Genomic DNA, 18705 nt, shown 5'->3' on the forward strand with positions numbered 1-18705 from the left:
CCACGGGCGCATTCGCCCACCCCGGCACCGTTAGACTCGGCCATTGGCACCTTTGTGTCCCGAGAACCGTGACGCACTGTCCACGAGTCGGTACGGGGACCATCAGCCAGCCAATCGGAAGCACGGGAAGAGATGTCGGCACCGAATAAGTCGTACGACCCTGTCGAGGTCGAGGCGTTGAAACCGGAAGAGATCGAGCGCATGCGGGACGAGGCGCTCGCCGCCTTCGCCGCCGCGGACTCCCTCGACGCGCTCCAGGAGGCCAAGGTCGCCCACACCGGCGGCACCTCCCCGCTGTCGCTGGCCAACCGCGAGATCGGCGCCCTGCCGCCGCACGCCAAGGCCGACGCCGGTAAGCGCGTCGGGCAGGCGCGCGGTGCCGTGAACAAGGGCCTCGCCGCCCGCCAGGCCGAACTCGAGGCCGAGCGCGACGCGCGCGTCCTGGTCGAGGAGGCCGTGGACGTCACGCTGCCCTACGACCGCGTCCCGGCCGGCGCCCGCCACCCGCTCACCACGCTCTCGGAGCGCATCGAGGACATCTTCGTGGCCATGGGCTACGAGGTCGCCGAGGGCCCCCAGGTCGAGGCCGAGTGGTTCAACTTCGACGCCCTCAACATCGGCCCGGACCACCCGGCCCGCGGCGAGGCCGACACCTTCTTCGTGCAGGGCCCGCAGGGCGGCACCGAGTCCGGTGTCGTGCTGCGCACCCACACCTCGCCCGTGCAGATCCGCTCCCTGCTCGACCGCGAGCTGCCGGTCTACGTGATCTGCCCCGGCCGGGTGTACCGCACCGACGAGCTGGACGCCACGCACACCCCCGTCTTCCACCAGGTCGAGCTGCTCGCCGTGGACGAGGGCCTGACCATGGCGGACCTCAAGGGCACCCTGGACCACATGGTCCAGTCGCTGTTCGGCGCGGAGATGAAGACCCGGCTGCGGCCGAACTTCTTCCCCTTCACCGAGCCGAGCGCCGAGATGGACATGCTCTGCTACGTCTGCAAGGGCGCGTCCGTCGGCAACCCCGACCGGCCCTGCCGCACCTGCTCCAGCGAGGGCTGGATCGAGCTGGGCGGCTGCGGCATGGTCAACCCGCGGGTGCTCACCGCCTGCGGCGTCGACCCGGAGAAGTACAGCGGCTTCGCCTTCGGGTTCGGCATCGAGCGGATGCTGATGTTCCGCCACAACGTCGAGGACATGCGAGACATGGTCGAGGGTGACGTCCGGTTCACCCGGCCGTTCGGGATGGAGATCTGATGCGGATCCCGCTTTCTTGGCTGCGGGAGTACGTCGACCTGCCGGCGACGGAGACCGGCCGTGACGTACAGGCCAAGCTCATTTCGGCCGGACTCGAGGTCGAGACCGTCGAGCACCTCGGCGCCGACCTCAAGGGCCCCCTCGTCGTCGGCCAGGTGCTGACCATCGAGGAGCTGGAAGGCTTCAAGAAGCCGATCCGCTTCTGCACGGTCGACGTCGGCCAGGCCAACGGCACCGGTGAGCCGCAGGAGATCGTCTGCGGCGCCCGCAACTTCGCCGTCGGCGACAAGGTCGTCGTGGTCCTCCCCGGCGCCACCCTGCCCGGCGGCTTCTCGATCAGCGCCCGCAAGACCTACGGCAAGACGTCCCACGGCATGATCTGCTCCAGCGACGAGCTGGGCATGGGCGACGACGGCACTCACGGCATCATCGTGCTGCCGCCGGAGACCGAGGTCGGCAAGGACGCCATCGAGCTCCTCGAACTGGTCGACGAGGTCCTGGACATCGCCGTCACCGCCAACCGCGGCGACTGCCTGTCCATCCGCGGCGTCGCCCGCGAGACCGCCATCGCCTACGGCCTGCCGCTGCGCGACCCGGCCCTCCTCGACGTGCCGGGCCCCAACGCCTTCGGCCACCCGGTGAAGGTCTCCGACCCGGTCGGCTGCGACCGCTTCACCGCCCGCACGGTGACCGGCCTCAGCCCCGAGGCGCGCTCCCCGATCTGGCTGAAGCGCCGGCTGCAGAAGGTCGGCATGCGCCCGATCTCGCTCGCCGTCGACGTCACCAACTACGTGATGATGGAGCTCGGCCAGCCGCTGCACGCCTACGACCGCTCCCTGGTCCAGGGCACCATCGGCGTGCGCCGGGCCGAGGAGGGCGAGAAGATCGTCACCCTCGACGGCGTCGAGCGGAAGCTGCACGCCGAGGACCTCGTCATCACCGACGACCGCGGCCCCATCGGTCTCGCGGGCGTCATGGGCGGCGCGGACACGGAGATCGCCGACCACGACGACCTCGAGAAGTCGACCGGCGACGTGGTGATCGAGGCCGCCCACTTCGACCAGGTGTCCATCGCGCGCACCGCCCGCCGGCACAAGCTGTCCTCCGAGGCGTCCCGCCGCTTCGAGCGCGGCGTCGACCCGCAGGCCACCGCGGCCGCCGCGCAGCGCACCGTCGACCTGCTGGTGCTGCTCGCGGGCGGCACCGCCGAGGCCGGCGTCACCGAGGTCATCGCCCCGACCGCGCCGCACACCATCACCGTCCCCGCCGACCACCCGGACAAGGTCGCCGGTGTGACCTACGGCCGGGAGACCGTCGTACGCCGCCTCCAGGAGGTCGGCTGCGACGTGTACGGCCAGGACGAGCTGATCGTCACCGTGCCGTCCTGGCGGCCCGACCTCACCGACGCCAACGACCTGGCCGAAGAGGTCATCCGGCTGGAGGGCTACGAGAACCTGCCCTCCACACTGCCCAGGCCGCCGGCCGGCCGGGGCCTCACCGCCCGCCAGCGCCTGCACCGCCGGATCGGCCGGGCCCTGGCCGGGGCCGGTTACGTCGAGGCGCTGAACTACCCGTTCGTCAGCGAGCAGGTCTTCGACCAGCTCGGCCTGGACACCGACGACCCGGCCCGCCGCGTCGTCAAGCTGGTCAACCCGCTCAACGACGAGGAGCCCGCGCTGCGCACCTCGCTGCTGCCGGGCCTGCTCGGCGCGCTGCGCCGCAACGACGGCCGGGGCTCGCACGACCTCGCGCTGTTCGAGACCGGCCTGGTCTTCCGGCCGCGCGAGGAGCAGCGGGTCGCCGCGAACCTGCCCGTCGACCGTCGCCCCAGCGAGGCCGACATCGCCGCGCTGGACGCCGCGCTGCCCGACCAGCCGCGGCACGTCGCCGTCGTGCTGGCCGGCGCCCGTGAGCAGGCCGGCTGGTGGGGCAAGGGCCGCGCGGCCGACTGGGCCGACGCGGTGGAGGCCGCCCGGACCGTCGCCCGTGAGGCCGGCGCCGAACTGGGCGTCCGCAAGGGCCAGTACGGGCCGTGGCACCCGGGCCGCTGCGCCGAGCTGACGATCACCGTCGACGGCGAGGACCGGATCATCGGCCACGCCGGCGAGCTGCACCCGCGCGTCCTGAAGACCCTGGGCCTGCCCGCGCGCAGCTGCGCGATGGAGCTGGACCTGGACGCCCTGGAGCAGGTCGGCGACGACACCCCGCAGGCGCCGGGCATCTCCACCTTCCCGGTCGCCACGCAGGACGTCGCGCTGGTCGTCGACGCGTTCGTGCCCGCCTCGGACGTCGAGGCGGCACTGCGCGAGGGCGCCGGTGAACTGCTGGAGTCCATCCGCCTGTTCGACGTGTACGAGAACGCCGAGCAGCTCGGCGAGGGCCGCAAGTCCCTGGCCTACGCGCTCCGCTTCCGCGCGACCGACCGCACCCTGACCGTCGACGAGGCCTCGGCGGCCCGGGAATCGGCGGTCACCCTGGCGGGCGACCGCACCGGAGCGGTCCTGAGGGGCTAGCACCCACTTCGGCCCGCCCAGCCCAATCAGCCCGCCCGCCACTCCCGGCCCGCCCGCCACTCCCGGCCCGTCCGCCACTCCCGGCCTGTCCGCCACTCTCAGCCCGTCCGGCACCATCAGCCCGTCCGGCGTTTGAGGACAAAGGGGGTCCGGGGGCGCAGCCCCCGGGGACGGGACGGGAAGGGGCGGCGGGGGCGAAAACACAAAAGCCCCCAGCCGCCCACGAGGACAACCGCACAGAGGCCGGCCCACGGGGGGCCGATAACCACCGGAAACGGGGGGCGTGGGAGGCGCACAGCACGCCTCCCACGCCCCCCGTTCCCCTCACCCCACCGGTCACCTCACTCGTTCGGGTGACTATTCGGGCCGATACGTCCGGATCAGGCCACACGGTAGACAGAATCAGACCGGCCTCTCGAGGCCGGTCTGCGCTGTCCGGGCCTATATGGGGGGCCATCGGCATGATCCGTTTCAAGCCTGGGGCTCCCCGCAGGGTGCCACCCCGGTTCCTGTCCTCACGGGTACCCACCCTCGCGGTGCCCACCGCCCTGGGCGCCACCGCGGTCGCCTACCGGCTGACCTGCCCGCTCGCCTACGACGAAGCCCTCGGCGCGCGCCTCGTCAGCAGCGCCGTGATGTGCGCGATTGTCACCGGCCTGGTGATGCACGTCCGGCGCCGGCTGCTGCGCGAGCTGCGGCTGGTCCGCCGGGCCGCGGAGGCCGCGCAAGGCGCGCTGCTGCGGCCTCCGCCCCCGCGGGTCGACGGCCTGGCCGCCGCCGCGGTCCACCTCTCCGCCGACCCCGGAGCCCGGATCGGCGGCGACCTGTACGAGGTGGTCGCCACCGAGCACGGCGTACGGGCCGTCATCGGCGACGTCCGCGGCCACGGGCTCGGAGCCGTGACGACCGTCGCCGCCGTCCTCGGCAGCTTCCGCGAGGCCGCCCACGACGAGGCCGAACTCGCCGGTGTGCTGCGCCGGCTGGAGCGGGCGATGGACCGGCACCTGCGGGAGCGGGCCCGCGGCGGGCACGACCCGGCGGGCGCCGCCCAGGACGGCCCGCCCGGCGAGGAGTTCGTCACCGTCCTGCTGCTGGAGGTCCTCCCGGACGGGGGTGTACGGGCCCTGAACTGCGGCCACCCCTGGCCGTATCTGCTGACCGGCGCACGGGCCGAACCGCTCGCCCGCACCGATCCGCTCCCGCCGCTCGGCCCGTTCCCGCTGCCGGCCGAACTCCCCGTCGTGCCCTGCGGGCCCCTGCCGCCCGGCGACGCGCTCGTCCTGTACACGGACGGAGCCGAGGAGGCACGGGACACCGAGGGCCGGTTCTTCCCGCTGCGGGACGTCCTCACCGAGGCCGCGCGCGAGCACCCGCTCACCCCCCGGTCCGTACTGCGCACGGTCCTCACGGCACTGCTGCGGCACACCGCCGGCCCGCCGAAGGACGACGTGGCGTTGCTGATCCTGAGGAACGAGCGGCAGGTGGGAGGCACCCCCACGGAACCGCACGCCACCACGTGGCCGGCCACCGCGCAACCGCACTCGACGACCCACCTCCAGTCCCCGGCATGACCGGCGGCACCACGCCGTCCGCCCCGCCACGGAGTGTCGGGCAGGCGGCAGGGCGGACGGCGTGGAACGGGCCGTCGCACTGTACGAGGGGGAGCCGACGGCCCGGCCGGCCTCTTTCGAGGCATTTCAGTCAACCGGCCGGACACGTTCGGCGACAGCGCGCGCACACTGCGGATTCGAGCACTCCCTTCACACCCCGTGTGAACGCGCGGCCACTACTCTGTCCGGCACCGAGCCACCGGGGGGCCCTGAATGCAGCCCAATTCTCTGCTCGACGCGATCCTCGACGAGGCCGGGATCTCGCACGCGGGCCTGGCCGCCCACGTCAACCAGGCCGGACGGGCGCGCGGCCTGTCGCTCCGCTACGAACACACCGCCGTGGCGCGCTGGCTGAAGGGACAGCGGCCCCGGGGACAGGTGCCCGACCTGATCTGCGAGGTGCTCGCCGCCCGGCTGCACCGCCAGGTCACCCTCGACGACATCGGCCTCGGCGTGCCCGGCGAGCCGTCCGTCCCGCACACCGGCTCGCTCTCCGGGTTCGTCGAGCGGGCCACCGCGCTGTGGCGCTCCGACCAGCAGCGGCGCCCGCACATACTCGGTGCCCCCGCCGTCACCGGCACGCCCGCCGTCATGCCCGTATGGGAGTGGGAGAACCCGCCCGAGGACGTGGACGTCTCCCGTGGCGGCCGGCACCGGGTCACCCCCGGCGACCTCGACATGCTGCGTGCCGCCCGCACCCACTACGAGCAGATGTACCGCAAGGCCGGCGGCGTCGCGACCCGCGCCCGGATCGTCGGCTTCCTCACCACCGAGGCCGCCCCGCTGCTGCGCGGCCGCTACACCGACGCCACCGGCCGCCAACTGCACCGCGCCACCGGCGGCCTGGTGGCGGTCGCCGGCATCTGCGCGTACGACTCCGACGCGCACGGCCTCGCCCAGCGCTACTTCCACCAGGCGCTGCGCCTGGCGAAGGCCAGCGGGGACCGGGGGCTCGGCGCCTATGTGATCGCGCTGCTCGTCAACCAGTCGCTGTACCTGCGGGAGTACCGGCAGGCCGTCGCCTTCGCGGAGGCCGCGCTGCGCGCCGCCGGCACAGACATCACCCCGGCCCTCGCCTCCGACCTGTACGCGATGCAGGCCAAGGCGTACGCGCACCTCGGCGACGGCGGCAGCGCGCTGTCCTGCATCCGGCGGGCCGAGCGGGCCGCCGAGCGGATCCGGCGCGGAACCGAGCCCGACGAGACCGGCTATGTCCAGCCCGGCCTGGTCAACGTCCAGGTGGCGGAGGCGCTGCTCAGCCTCGGCGAGCTGGCGGCGGCCGGGGAGCACGCGGCGGCGGCCGTGGACAACCCCGCGCACGACCGGGGCCGGGTGCACCGGCTGGCCATGCTGAGCACCATCGAACTGCGCCAGGGGAACGCCGACAAGGCGGTGGCCGTCGCGGTGCGGATGGCCGAGCAGGCCCGGGGAATGGAGTCGCAGCGGCTGCGGGACAGACTGCGCGAGGTGCGCGAGCACCTCGTCCGCAGCGGCTGCGCGGGCACCGCCGAGGCGGCCGAACTCATCGACGGAGCGTTGCGCGTACCGCTGTAGCACGGGCGCGGCCCACGGCTCCCCGTGCCCGGCCGCGCGCTTCCGCCGCGCCCGCCGCTGCGCCCTGGGCTGCCTCCCGTGCGCCTGCCTGCCGGGCCGCCGCTGCTGCGATATTGCCCCCTACCCGTCGGAAGGTGGCAGAACCGTGCAGTGGGTGAAGCGAAACGAACAGGCTGTGTACTCAAACCGCTGGTTCAGCGTCAATCTCGCGGATGTCGAGCTGCCGGACGGCCGGCATCTCGACCACTTCCTCATCCGGCTGCGGCCCGTCGCCGTGGCCACGGTGGTCAACGAGGCCGACGAGGTCCTCCTGCTGTGGCGCCACCGCTTCATCACCGACAGCTGGGGATGGGAACTCGCGGCCGGAGTGGTCGAGGACGGCGAGGACATCGCCGGGGCCGCCGCGCGGGAGCTGGAGGAGGAGACCGGCTGGCGGCCGGGACCGCTGCACCACCTGATGACCGTGGAGCCCTCCAACGGCCTCACCGACGCCCGGCACCACGTCTACTGGTCCGGCGAGGGCGAGTACGTCGGGCACCCCGTGGACGACTTCGAGTCGGACCGCCGGGAGTGGGTGCCCCTGAAAGTGGTCCCCGACCTGGTCGCCGCCGGCGAGGTCCCGGCCGCCGGCATGGCGGCGGCATTACTCCTGCTGCACCACCTCCGGCTCGGCCAGGACGCCACGCCCTGAGCCGGCCCCGGCGCCCGCACGAGGGACGACCACCGCGGGCCCGGAACCGCTGCCCGGACGCGGTCGGCCGGTTCCGCCCGACGGTTTTGGCCCGCGACCACCCGTCGTGCACGCCGGTGACCGGGGTGCCCGGACCGCGCTGACGGAACGTCCCTGCCTTGCCGCGGTCCCGTGGCAGGCGGAGACTGTTCGTAGGACTCCGTGGGCGTGCCCGTGGACCAGGGCAGGCGGGCGGCACCAGGCCTCGGACACCCTGACGCGAGTACGCCCTCCACCACCGGTTCCGGCGGTGCCGAGTCCGTGATCGTGGGAGGGCCCGTGTCCACAACGCCGCGGTCGGCCGCCTTCGACGTCAAGAACCCCTTCGCCCAAGGGCGGTTCGAGGACGGTGCCGCCCCCGCTGCCGCGGACACGTGCGTTCGGAGCGTCGAGCGGAGCCGGTCCCGGAAGCCGGACACCGGAGCGGCGGTGCGTGAGATCCACGCGGACGTGCTCGCCCTCCAGGGGGCAGAGAACGCCGACGGCCGCGTCGGCCCGGCCACGTGCGCCGGGTGCGACCGCACCGGTTACGTCGAACAGGCCACAGGGGACGAAGTCCCCTCCGACCGCGCCGGGGGCGTCGTCCGCGCTCACCGCATCACTTCCTTCCCGCGGTCCCATGCCTTCGTGCGGTGCGTTCCCTGACCGGCCGGCGCCCGCCCTCGCGGGAGGCCCGACAGGGCGTGGCGGGGAGCGGAGCACAGGGAGCGGGGAGCACACGGGGAACCCGCGACCGGGGGCAGCGTCCTGGCAGGGGCGGCCGGGAGGCGGGGACGGTCACGGCGCGGCCGGCCCGAGGGCGCCGCGGCAGGCCCTTCCGGTCCCTTCCGCTTCCGCGGCCTCCGGGCGGGCCGGGACCGGGGTGCGCATCGGTGTCCTGGGAGGCTTCGGACTCTGGGTGAGCGGGGAGCCCGAAGCCGTCCCCGGAGGGTCGGAGCGGGTGCTGGCGTTCGTCGCCCTGTGCTGCAGGGCGGCGGTCCCCCGCCCCCTGATCGCGGGCACGCTGTGGCCGGAGTCGTCCGAGCACGGTGCGCACGCCAGCCTCCGTTCGGCCCTGGCGCGCATGCACCACGCCGGGCGGCGGGCCCTGGAGATCGGCCCGGCCGAGGTACGCCTGGCGCGCGGCACCACCGTCGACCTCCACGACGCCCGCAGGACCGCCCACCGCATCCTCGCCCCCGCCGACGCCGGCCGGCTCCCCGGGTCCGTCCTGGACATGGTCGACGTCCTCTCCGCCGACCTGCTGCCCGGCTGGTACGACGACTGGGCGCTGCTGGAAGCGGAGGACTGGCGGCAACTGCGGCTGCACGCCCTGGAGACACTGGCCGGACGGCTGATCACGGCGCGACGGTACGCCGAGGCCGTCACCGCCGCGCAGGCGGCCGTGCACGCCGATCCGCTGCGCGAGAGCGGCCAGGTGTGTCTGGTCCGGGCCCACCTGGCGGAGGGAAACCCTTCCGAGGCCTTCCACGCCTACGTCCGCCATGCGCGGCGCCTGCACGACGAACTCGGGCTGGAGCCGACCGAGCGGCTGCGCCGGCTGGTCGCCGGCCTCACCCGGTCACGCCACGGTGACGGCCCGCCTGGACGGTGAGGGGCATGGCCGCATCGGGCACCGGCGTGATGATCATCCGGGTCTGGGTGGAAGAAGGCTCCGCCCAGCCCCTGCGGGCGCACGTCCGCCTGACCGACGACATCGTCTCCGGAGCCGAGCGCAGCATGACGCTCGTCCGGGTCGACGCCGTGTGCCGGACGGTCCGGGAATGGCTGGAGGGAATGCTCACCGACCCCGACGGGGGGTGACCGGCCGGGGCCGGGACCACGCGGCCGTCACACGGCGGTGACGCACCACCCGGAACACTCGTAGTCCACCGCGCCGGAGGAACCCGGTTCAGGACCTTCCGGGCCCCCGGCGGGACGCCTTCCGCCGAGGTGACCTCCCGCGCACCCCGCTCCCAAGGAGGAGAGCCATGGCCGTCCCCATGTCCGCGGACCGGCTCCTCGACTCGCTGCGCGCCGAAGGGCTCATCGTCGTCGAGCACCGGTCGTGGCGCACCCACAACCGCAACCACAAGGGGCCCTGGGGCCCCGTCCACGGGGTGATGGTCCACCACACGGTCACCACCGGCACGAAGAACAGCGTCGAGCTGTGCTACGACGGCCACTCCACCCTGCCCGGGCCCCTGTGTCACGGGGTCATCGCCAAGGACGGCACCGTCCACCTGGTCGGCAACGGCCGCGCCAACCACGCGGGACTCGGCGACGACGACGTCCTGCGCGCGGTGATCGACGAGACCGCCCTGCCCCCCGACAACGAGGCCAACACCGACGGCAACCGGCACTTCTACGGCTTCGAGGCGATCAACCTCGGTAACGGCATCGACCCCTGGCCCGAGGCGCAGCTGGAGGCGATCGAGAGGGCGGCCGCCGCCGTCTGCCGGGCCCACGGCTGGACCGAGCGCAGCGTGATCGGCCACCGGGAGTGGCAGCCCGGCAAGATCGATCCCGAGGGCTTCACCATGGCCTCGATGCGCGGCCGGATCAGGAACCGTCTGGGCGCCGCCCTGACCGGAACCTCCCCCACCCCGTAGGGTCCCGGCGCCTTTGGCGGCGCCCACCGCACCGACGGCTCCGCGGGGCGGTGCCGACCGGGCACGAAGGGGCGCGAACGGCGGGCCGCGGTTCACGGACACCCCTTCGGGGACGGTGCGCACGATCCCCCCTCGCCACGGGCGCCGGCTCCGGCCGAATCCCGGGAGGAAGAGACACGATGGTGCAGATCGTCCGGCACGTGCCGGGAAAGACACGGCCGCGCAACACACGGAAGAGGGGCCCGCTGAAGCGGACGAGCGCCAGGGGCGGACAGGCCTTCCGCTGTCACTGGCACAGGCTGCTCACCCGTCTGGAGGCCCACCGCGGCATCACCCGGCCCAGGAAATGGCGCAGGTGGAGTTCCTACGCCACTGCGACGAAGATCTGCGGAGAGCTGGCCGTGATCCTGGTCGTCACATCGAGGAGCGGCTGAGGAAGTGGAATCGTCCCGGCATGTCGCTTCCGCCCTGCGTCACCGAGGACCGGACCCCGCTCCACCCCGAGTTGACGGTCGGCACCTCGGCCCCGCCGGCACCGGGTACCACCTGCCTGCCCACCTGCAAGTTCAAGTTCTGCCCCTACCCGCCGCAGGGCGTGTGGCTCCGGGCCGAGCTCCGCGAACCCTTCTGCCTCCAGCAGCAGGCCCTGCTGTCCGGGATCCACTTCAGGGGGACGCCCTACTGGGTCAGCATGCGTGTCCGGGAACTGCGCCGCTTCTGGGCGGCGATGGCCGATCGCAGGTCCTAGGGTTTTCGCCCGGCCGGAGTCGCAACGGCGGTCATCCAAGGGCGGTCGGGAGAGAAGGCCTGCCGACGGGATGAGGAGGCCGGCCGACGGCTCCGGCTCCGGAGCATGTTCTGCGGAGACCCGGGGCCGCAGTTCCGAACTTCAGGACGAAATGACTACGCTGGCGGCCCCGGGGCCGTTCAGCGGGCTGCCGACGAGGGACTTCGAGGGGTGGAGGAGCAGGTCGGTGGCGTGGGACGAGCGGGACCGACTGAAGGCCGGGGCGATGGAACGCCGACAGGGCGGCGCGACGCAGACGCAGCTCGGCCAGTACCCCGGCGACTCCGGCCCGGGCTCGGCCCCGACGACGCCCGACAAGGCGGGTGACCTCAGCGTCGACCAGCGGGACCTCTCCAACGCCCGGGCGATCGTCGACGGCCGTGCCCCGGGCAGCCGGACAACGTCCTGACCAAGTCGCCGCCCCCGGATACCGAGCAGCTCCCGAGAGGTACCACCATGACCCGCCGTCGACCGGTTCCCGGACCACGCCCCGGTCCTGTGCTCGCCGCCGTCGTTCTCGCCGTCGTGGCCCCCACGGTCACGGGATGCGGCGCCGACGAAGAGACCCGGGACTACTCCGTGCCGGACACTCTCTGCGGCATACGCGTCGACGCCGAGGAACTCACCCCGTTCCTCCCGCCGGGGAAGAAGCTCTCCGCCGAGCCCGAGGTCAACCCCGCGTCGATCTGGTGCGACGTGTCCGTGGACGGGAAGCTCGCCGTCAGAACGGTCCAGAAATGGTGGCAGGGCGGTCATGACACGGCGTACTTCCTCCGCAGCCAGACCCTCGAGCGGGTGGAGGAGACCGCGGACGAGGGGCGGTACGTGTATTCCGGCTGGCAGGCGTTCGGCAAGACGGAGAACTGCGTCGACGAGAAGTACAAGCAGGATCTCTACACCGGGATCCAGGCCTACGGTTCCGGCCACAGGGACGCCGACGCCATGAAGCGTCTGATCGTCTCCTTCACCGAGGAGGTCGAGAAATCGGACGAGTGCGACAGCAAAGCGTCGTGAAGAACAAGCCGTGAGCGACGAGTAGCCGTCGGCCGACGGGAACGGCCGTGGGCCCGGCCCGGAACCCCCGGACCGGGCCCACGGCCGCCGTGTCAGCCGTAAGTGTAGAACCCCGAGCCGGACTTGCGGCCCAGCCGGCCCGCGTCGACCATGCGCTGGAGCAGCGGGGGAGCGGCGTACAGCGGCTCCTTGTACTCCTCGTACATCGAGTACGCCACCGAGGCCACCGTGTCCAGGCCGATCAGGTCGGACAGCTTCAGCGGGCCCATCGGGTGGGCGCAGCCCATCTCCATGCCGTTGTCGATGTCCTCACGGCTGGCGATGCCCGACTCGAACATCCGGATCGCGGAGAGCAGGTACGGGATCAGCAGCGCGTTCACCACGAAGCCGGAGCGGTCCTGGGCGCGGATCGCGTGTTTGCCCAGCACCTTCTCGGCGAAGACCTGGGCCCGGCTCAGCGTGCCCTCGGAGGTGGTCAGGGCCGGGATCAGCTCGACCAGCTTCTGCACCGGGGCCGGGTTGAAGAAGTGGATACCGATGACGTGGTCGGGCCGCGAGGTGGCGACCGCCAGCTTCACCAGCGGGATGGAGGAGGTGTTGGAGGCCAGGATCGCGTCCGGCCGGGTCACCACCTGGTCGAGGACCTGGAAGATCTCGGTCTTGACCTGCTCGTTCTCGACCACGGCCTCGATCACCAGGTCACGGTCGGCGAACTCGCCGAGGTCCGTGGTGAAGCTCAGCCGGGCCTGCGTGGACTCCAGCTCCTCCGCGGAGATCTTGCCGCGCTCGGCCGCCTTCGACAGGGAGTTGAACAGCCGGGTGCGGCCGATCTCCAGGGCCTCGCCGGTGGTCTCGGCGACCTTGACGTCCAGTCCGGCCCGGGCGCACACCTCGGCGATCCCCGCACCCATCTGACCGCAGCCCACCACTCCGACGCGTTCGATGTCGGTCACATCGGTCCTTTCGCTCCTGCTTGTGGCCGTGGCAGGTCGCCGGGTCCCGGGTCCTGCTCCGTCCGTGCACGTTACTCCGAAGTATCGATGATCGATCGCGGGGGTGGGGCATCCTGGGCGCGGGACCGCATCCGGCCAGGGGGTCGCCGGTGTTCCAGGGGAGGGCGCGATGGGGCGGGTGTCACGCAGGATGTTCGCGACGGCGGCGGTGGCCGCGCTGGCGACGGTGCCGCGGGCGTCGGCCGCGCCGCCGCGGCGCGCGGTGCCGGACGCGGCGGCCGGTGAGATGCGGGGCATGTGGGTGGCCACCGTCACCAACCGGGACTGGCCCTCCCGGCCGGGGCTGAGCGCCGCGCGGCAGCGCGCCGAACTGCTCGGCCACCTGGACGCGGCCGTCCGCGACCGCCTCAATACCGTGATCCTCCAGGTGCGGCCCACCGCCGACGCGCTGTGGCCCTCACCGTACGAGCCGTGGTCGCGGTACCTCACCGGCACCCAGGGCGCCCATCCCGGCTGGGACCCGCTCGGCACGGCCGTCGCGGAGGCCCATGCCCGCGGTCTGGAACTGCACGCCTGGTTCAACCCGTACCGCGTGGCTATGCACACCGATCCCGGCCGGCTCACCGCCTCCCACCCCGCCCGCCGGAACCCCGGCTGGACCGTCCCGTACGGCGGCAGGCTCTACTACAACCCGGGCCTGCCCGAGGTCCGCGCCTTCGTCCGGGAGGCGATGCTCGACGCGGTGCGCCGCTACCCCGTCGACGCGGTCCACTTCGACGACTACTTCTACCCGTATCCGGTGGCCGGGCAGACCTTCGACGACGACCTCGCCTACGACACCCACGGCGGCGGCTTCCCGGACCGGGCGGCCTGGCGGCGGGACAACGTCGACCGGCTGGTGCGCGAGACGGCCGCCGGGGTCAGGGAGATCCGGCCCGGCACCCGCTTCGGCATCAGCCCCTTCGGCGTGTGGCGCAACGCCGACGTGGACGAGCGGGGCTCCGCCACGCACGCGGGCGTGCAGACGTACGACGACCTGCACGCCGACACCCGCCGGTGGGCCCGGGAGAACTGGATCGACTACATCTGCCCGCAGTTGTACTGGAACATCGGCTTCGCCGCCGCCGACTACGCCGAGCTGCTGCCCTGGTGGGCCGAGGTCGTCCGGGGCTCCGGGACCCGGTTGTACGTGGGGGAGGCCCTCTACAAGGCGGGTGACCCGGCCCAGCCCGCGGCCTGGCGGGACCCGGCCGAACTCTCCCGCCACCTCACGCTGGCCGCCGAGCACCCCGAGGTGCGCGGGCACGTCTTCTTCGCCGCCCGTGAGGTGACGGCCGACCCGGTCGGGGCGATGGCGCGGGTGGTCGCCGACCACTACCGGCGGCCGGCGAACCCCCCGCGCTGATCTAGTGCTGTGGGGCCTTGTGCCGGATCTCGGTGTCGGGGCCCGGCGAGCACACGCCCTCGTGTCCGTCCTGGAAGCGGACGCGGTAGGGCGGGTTCCCTTCCTGGCCCATCACTTCGACGATCTCTCCGACCTTGTCGTGCTGGCCGACCACCCTGCCGTGCTGGACAAGCTGGTCACCCTCGGTTGCGCGCATCGGGGCCTCCTCTCCACCGCGTGCCCGCTGGGTGACGGCGATGCACACGAGCACAGCCGCAGCCGTCAGCGGGGCGGCCACCGTCAGCTGCTCGTTCAGCAGCAGCACCGACCACACCAGTGTGAGCAGCGGCTGGGCCAGCTGCAACTGGCTGGCCTTGGGGATGCCGATGGCCGCCATGCCCCGGTACCAGACGATCAGCCCGAGGAACTGGGAGCCCGCCGCCACCCACAGCAGTCCGGTCACGCTGTGGGCGGTCAGCTCCACCGGTTCGACGCTCAGCGCGACCGCGGCGACGGGCAGGGTGAGCGGCAGGCACAGGATCAGCGCCCAGCCGATCACCTGCCAGCCCGGCATCACCCGGGCCAGCCTGCCGCCCTCGGTGTAGCCGGCCGCGCACACCAGCAGCGCGGCGAAGAGGTACAGGTCGGCCGCGGTCAGCGCGCCGCCGCTCTGCTGCACCGTGAACGCCACGACGGCGGCGGCCCCGGCGAGGGCCGCCGTCCAGAAGGCGCGCGAGGGGCGGGAGCCGACGCGCAGGGCGGACAGCAGCGCTGTGGTCAGGGGGAGCAGGCCCACCACGACGGCCGCGTGCGCGGTGGTCGAGGTCCGCAGCGCCAGGGTGGTCAGCATCGGGAAGCCGAGCACCACCCCCGCGCCGACCACCGCGAGTCCGGGCCAGTGCTTCCGGTCCGGCGGCGGCACGCGCAGCGCGAGCAGACAGCCGCCGGCGATGAACGCCGCGAGCACACTGCGCACGGCCACCAGCGACCAGGGCCCGAAGCCTTCGAGACCCCAGGCGGTGGCCGGGAAGGTGAGGGAGAAGGCGATCACGCCGAGGGCGGCCTGGAGGGTGCCGAGGCCGCGGCGGTCGCGGGGGGCGGCGACTGCTATCGGCGATGTGGTGGTAGCGCTACTCTGTGCTCTCATGCATGAGCGTAGCAGCGTCGATGAACTGGCGGAACAGTTGCGGAGGGAGCTGGACCGCTACTCTCCCGGTGGAAAGCTCCCCTCCAGTCGGGCCCTGGTGGAGCGGTTCCGGGTGAGTCCGGTGACCGTCTCCCGGGCCTTGGCACAGCTCGCCGCCGAGGGCCTGGTGGTCACCCGGCCCGGCGCCGGTGCCTTCCGGGCGCGGCCCCGGGCGACGGCCGCGCCCGCCGGGGACACCTCCTGGCAGGAGGTCGCCCTCAGCGCCGACGGCGCCCCCGACCTCGTACCGCGCTCGGTGGACGCCTCCGGGGTGCTGGTCTCGCTGGCCGCCCCGCCGCCCGGGGTGATCGAGTTCAACGGCGGCTATCTGCACCCCTCCCTCCAGCCCGAGCGGGCCATGGCGGCGGCACTGTCCCGCGCCGGACGCCGGCCGGGCGCCTGGGGACGGCCGCCCATGGAAGGGCTGCCCGAACTGCGCGAGTGGTTCGCGCGCAGCGTCGGCGGGCCGGTCACGGCGGCGGGCGTGCTGGTCACCGCGGGCGGACAGTCCGCGCTGACCACCGCCCTGCGCGCACTCGCCCCGCCGGGCGCCCCCGTCCTCGTCGAGTCGCCCACCTACCCCGGCATGCTCGCCATCGCCCGCGCCGCCGGACTGCGCCCGGTGCCCGTCCCGGTGGACGCGGACGGCGTACGGCCCGCACTGCTCGCGGACGCGTTCCGCGCGACCGGCGCCCGCGTCTTCGTCTGCCAGCCGCTGTTCCAGAACCCCACCGGCGCCGTGCTCGCCCCCGAGCGGCGCGGCGAGGTGCTGCGCATCGCCCGCGAGGCGGGCGCCTTCGTGGTCGAGGACGACTTCGTGCGACGGCTGGTGCACGAGGACGCGGGCCCGCTGCCGCGCCCGCTGGCCGCCGACGACCCCGACGGGGTGGTGGTGCACGTCTCCTCGCTGACCAAGGCGACCTCGCCCAGCTTCCGGGTGAGCGCGCTCGCCGCGCACGGCCCGGTCCTGGAACGGCTGCGGGCCATCCAGGTCGTCGACACCTTCTTCGTGCCCCGGCCCCTCCAGGAGGCCACCCTGGAGCTCGTCGGCTCGGCCGCCTGGCCGCGCCATCTGCGCGCGATCTCGGTGGCGTTGCGCGCCCGCCGGGACGCGATGACCGCCGCGCTCCGCCTCCACCTGCCCGGACTCGCCCTGCCGCACATCCCCTCCGGCGGCTACCACCTGTGGCCCCGGCTGCCCGACGGCACGTCCGAGTCCGCCCTGACCGCCGCCGCCCTGCGCGCGGGCGTCGCCGTCACCCCCGGCCGCCCCTACTTCAGCGCCGAACCCCCGGCCGGCCACCTCCGCCTGAGCTTCGCGGCGGTGGCCGGCACCGGGGAGATCACCGAGGGCGTACGGCGGCTGCGCGCCGCCTGGGACGAGGTGCTGGGATAAGGGGTCGACGCCGCCCCGCCCGGCCTGCGAGCATCCGGTCATGACCGACTCCCCGCGCCTGCCCGAGGGCTACCAGATCTCCACCGACCCCGCCCGCATCGACGCCGCACGCGTGCACCGGTGGCTGTCCACCGACGCCTACTGGGCGCTGGGCCGCTCCCGTGAGAAGCAGGACCGGGCGATCGAGGGCTCGCTCAACTTCGGCGTGTACGACACCCTCTCGGGGGAGCAGGTGGCGTACGCCCGGGTCGTCACCGACCGGGCGACCTTCGCCTGGCTGTGCGACGTGTACGTGGACCCGTCGGTGCGCGGCAAGGGCATCGGTACGGCCCTGGTGGCGGCCGTGCGGGAGGAGCTGCGGCCCTGCGGGGTGAAGCGGATCATGCTGGCCACGCACGACGCGCACGGGGTCTACGCCAGGCTCGGTTTCCGGCCACTGGAACGGCCCGACCACTGGATGGCGCTCATCGAGGGATGACGGAGCGTTTCGGGGCACTTGTCCGGCGCGTCCTTACCAGTCGGTAAACCTGGATGCACCTTGAGTGACGGCTCGGTGACACCCCTTGACCCGCGCACCCCGGAGACCCACGATCCCCGCATGGCACTTCGGGTCACGTTCGTCGCCGCCGCGGGGAGCTCCTCGGTGCTCGCCGAACGTTTCGAGGACGACCGGCCGCTGGACCGGGCCGGCTGGAGCGAGGTGCAACGGGCCGCGCACGAACTGCTGCCACTCGCCGCGGCCGATCTGCGCTACTGCTCCCCGGCCCCGCGCAGCCGCGCCACCGGGGAGGGGCTCGGATACGCGCCACTGGTGCAACTCGCCCTGCGCGACTGCGACATGGGCCGCTGGCGGGGGCTGACCCTGGGGGAGGCGATGGCCCGGGAACCGGGGGCCGTGGACGCCTGGCTCGCCGACCCGCGGTCCACCCCGCACGGGGGTGAGTCACTGCTCGACTTCATCGGCCGGGTCGGCGGCTGGCTCGACACCCGGCCGGTCGAGGACGGCTGCCGGATCGTCGCGGTGGCCGAGCCGTCGGTGATCCGCGCGGCCCTGGTGTACGTGCTCAAGGCCCCGCCCGCCACGTACTGGAACATCGACGTCCGCTCGCTGTCGGCGATCGGCGTCACCGGCCGGGCGGGTCGCTGGAGCCTTCGCCTCGAAGGGGCGTCCGCTCAGCCCACGCGTGCGTAGCCGGTGATGAGTTCCAGGTCCTTGGCGGGACCGCGCACCCGCCAGACCGTCCGCCAGTGGTCGGCGTCCCGGACGGTGAACTCGCCCCGGTAGAGGTCGGCCGAGCAGGGGTGGTCGGCGACGTACCGTCCCGCGGAGAGGTCCAGGCCGTGGAAGGGGCGCCCGTCCGCGAACCGTACGTCCGCCGTGCCGCCCGGACCGGGCAGGAAGCGCAGGGTCCGCTCGGCGGGCCGGGTGACGCCCCGCCAGGTGAAGTCGCCGGACTCGCGCTGCAGCAGGCCGCCGCCCTCCAGCGGGCCGAAGACGACCGTCCCCTCGAAGCGCCCCTCCTCGCCGCCCGCCAGATCCCGCACGGTCCGTTCCGCCCGCCAGCGGCCGCTCAGGTAGCCCAGTGTGTCGGGCACTGGCCAGAACTCACCCATCCCGCCTCGTTCCCGCGTGGTGTCCGTCGCCGCACGCCCCATTGACGTGCTCCTGTCTCCTCCCTATCTTGCCGTTCGAAGTGCTGACCAATGACCGATATACCGAACAGCTCCTAGAG

General features: G+C 73.3%; 19 protein-coding genes and 2 pseudogenes. 17 read left to right on the top strand and 4 right to left on the bottom strand.

Features of this window, described 5'->3' with window-relative positions:
- The first annotated feature begins 132 nt into the window (after window positions 1-132).
- The 13 genes and pseudogenes from pheS to IH50_RS0126770 all read left to right on the top strand — a co-directional run bounded on the left by pheS (window position 133) and on the right by IH50_RS0126770 (window position 12053).
- Window positions 133-1254, top strand: a complete 1122-nt coding sequence (gene pheS, locus IH50_RS0126710) for a phenylalanine--tRNA ligase subunit alpha (protein ID WP_030867464.1) — start codon at window positions 133-135, stop codon at window positions 1252-1254.
- Window positions 1254-3767 (top strand): phenylalanine--tRNA ligase subunit beta, encoded by a 2514-nt coding sequence (pheT, locus tag IH50_RS0126715; protein WP_030867467.1) that lies wholly within the window; start codon window positions 1254-1256, stop codon window positions 3765-3767. Before pheS ends, pheT begins: the two co-directional genes overlap by 1 nt.
- Before the next feature lie 461 nt (window positions 3768-4228).
- Window positions 4229-5338 carry a PP2C family protein-serine/threonine phosphatase gene (locus tag IH50_RS0126720; RefSeq protein ID WP_030867472.1) on the top strand — a complete coding sequence of 370 codons (1110 nt, stop codon included), beginning with the start codon at window positions 4229-4231 and terminating at the stop codon, window positions 5336-5338.
- Between the two features lie 252 nt (window positions 5339-5590).
- A complete protein-coding gene (locus IH50_RS0126725) occupies window positions 5591-6931 on the top strand; it encodes a hypothetical protein (protein ID WP_030867473.1) in 1341 nt (446 codons plus the stop codon).
- 145 nt (window positions 6932-7076) lie between these two features.
- Complete coding sequence (locus IH50_RS0126730; RefSeq protein ID WP_030867478.1) at window positions 7077-7622, top strand: NUDIX hydrolase; 546 nt, start codon at window positions 7077-7079, stop codon at window positions 7620-7622.
- Window positions 7623-7940: 318 nt separating this feature from the next.
- Window positions 7941-8306: a hypothetical protein gene (locus IH50_RS0126735; RefSeq protein WP_030867480.1), complete on the top strand. Its 366-nt coding sequence runs from the start codon at window positions 7941-7943 to the stop codon at window positions 8304-8306.
- A gap of 253 nt (window positions 8307-8559) precedes the next feature.
- Entirely contained in the window at window positions 8560-9255 is a 696-nt protein-coding gene (locus IH50_RS0126740; protein WP_234328241.1) for an AfsR/SARP family transcriptional regulator, read from the top strand.
- A 5-nt stretch (window positions 9256-9260) separates the two neighbouring features.
- The gene (locus IH50_RS0126745) at window positions 9261-9464 is read left to right on the top strand and encodes a hypothetical protein (RefSeq protein WP_030867485.1); all 204 of its coding nucleotides are present in this window, start codon (window positions 9261-9263) and stop codon (window positions 9462-9464) included.
- Window positions 9465-9631: 167 nt separating this feature from the next.
- Window positions 9632-10249 (top strand): annotated as a pseudogene (locus IH50_RS0126750) (N-acetylmuramoyl-L-alanine amidase); the annotation flags it as partial.
- Between the two features lie 182 nt (window positions 10250-10431).
- Window positions 10432-10686 carry a hypothetical protein gene (locus IH50_RS0126755; protein WP_030867489.1) on the top strand — a complete coding sequence of 85 codons (255 nt, stop codon included), beginning with the start codon at window positions 10432-10434 and terminating at the stop codon, window positions 10684-10686.
- Window positions 10687-10706: 20 nt separating this feature from the next.
- Window positions 10707-11000 carry a hypothetical protein gene (locus IH50_RS0126760; protein WP_030867491.1) on the top strand — a complete coding sequence of 98 codons (294 nt, stop codon included), beginning with the start codon at window positions 10707-10709 and terminating at the stop codon, window positions 10998-11000.
- A gap of 151 nt (window positions 11001-11151) precedes the next feature.
- Complete coding sequence (locus IH50_RS0126765; RefSeq protein ID WP_030867492.1) at window positions 11152-11448, top strand: hypothetical protein; 297 nt, start codon at window positions 11152-11154, stop codon at window positions 11446-11448.
- A 47-nt stretch (window positions 11449-11495) separates the two neighbouring features.
- Window positions 11496-12053, top strand: a complete 558-nt coding sequence (locus IH50_RS0126770; protein WP_158801302.1) for a hypothetical protein — start codon at window positions 11496-11498, stop codon at window positions 12051-12053.
- A 92-nt stretch (window positions 12054-12145) separates the two neighbouring features.
- Here IH50_RS0126770 and IH50_RS0126775 read toward each other — a convergent pair whose 3' ends face one another.
- The gene (locus IH50_RS0126775) at window positions 12146-13006 is read right to left on the bottom strand and encodes a 3-hydroxybutyryl-CoA dehydrogenase (protein WP_030867496.1); all 861 of its coding nucleotides are present in this window, start codon (window positions 13004-13006) and stop codon (window positions 12146-12148) included.
- A gap of 169 nt (window positions 13007-13175) precedes the next feature.
- On the opposite strand from IH50_RS0126775, the gene IH50_RS0126780 reads away from it, so the two are divergent.
- Complete coding sequence (locus IH50_RS0126780; protein WP_420709122.1) at window positions 13176-14411, top strand: glycoside hydrolase family 10 protein; 1236 nt, start codon at window positions 13176-13178, stop codon at window positions 14409-14411.
- 1 nt (window position 14412) lies between these two features.
- Here IH50_RS0126780 and IH50_RS42755 read toward each other — a convergent pair whose 3' ends face one another.
- Both IH50_RS42755 and IH50_RS38035 read right to left on the bottom strand, forming a co-directional pair.
- Entirely contained in the window at window positions 14413-14607 is a 195-nt protein-coding gene (locus IH50_RS42755; RefSeq protein WP_234328246.1) for a DUF1918 domain-containing protein, read from the bottom strand.
- A gap of 15 nt (window positions 14608-14622) precedes the next feature.
- A pseudogene (locus tag IH50_RS38035) lies at window positions 14623-15537 on the bottom strand (DMT family transporter); the annotation flags it as partial.
- On the opposite strand from IH50_RS38035, the gene IH50_RS0126790 reads away from it, so the two are divergent.
- The 3 genes from IH50_RS0126790 to IH50_RS0126800 all read left to right on the top strand — a co-directional run bounded on the left by IH50_RS0126790 (window position 15536) and on the right by IH50_RS0126800 (window position 18164).
- On the top strand, window positions 15536-16972 hold the full coding sequence (locus IH50_RS0126790) for a PLP-dependent aminotransferase family protein (protein ID WP_030867501.1): 1437 nt from the start codon (window positions 15536-15538) through the stop codon (window positions 16970-16972). The pseudogene IH50_RS38035 and the gene IH50_RS0126790 sit on opposite strands and share 2 nt — an antisense overlap.
- A 40-nt stretch (window positions 16973-17012) precedes the next feature.
- Entirely contained in the window at window positions 17013-17450 is a 438-nt protein-coding gene (locus IH50_RS0126795) for a GNAT family N-acetyltransferase (protein WP_030867503.1), read from the top strand.
- Between the two features lie 120 nt (window positions 17451-17570).
- Window positions 17571-18164 (top strand): histidine phosphatase family protein, encoded by a 594-nt coding sequence (locus IH50_RS0126800; protein ID WP_030867505.1) that lies wholly within the window; start codon window positions 17571-17573, stop codon window positions 18162-18164.
- On the opposite strand, the gene IH50_RS0126805 is transcribed toward IH50_RS0126800, so the two are convergent.
- Complete coding sequence (locus IH50_RS0126805; RefSeq protein WP_030867507.1) at window positions 18146-18586, bottom strand: DUF6314 family protein; 441 nt, start codon at window positions 18584-18586, stop codon at window positions 18146-18148. The two genes, IH50_RS0126800 and IH50_RS0126805, sit on opposite strands and share 19 nt — an antisense overlap.
- Between the last annotated feature and the right edge of the window lie 119 nt (window positions 18587-18705).

It is taken from the genome of Streptomyces sp. NRRL S-37 (assembly GCF_000721605.1).
Classification (GTDB): Bacteria; Actinomycetota; Actinomycetes; order Streptomycetales; family Streptomycetaceae; genus Streptomyces.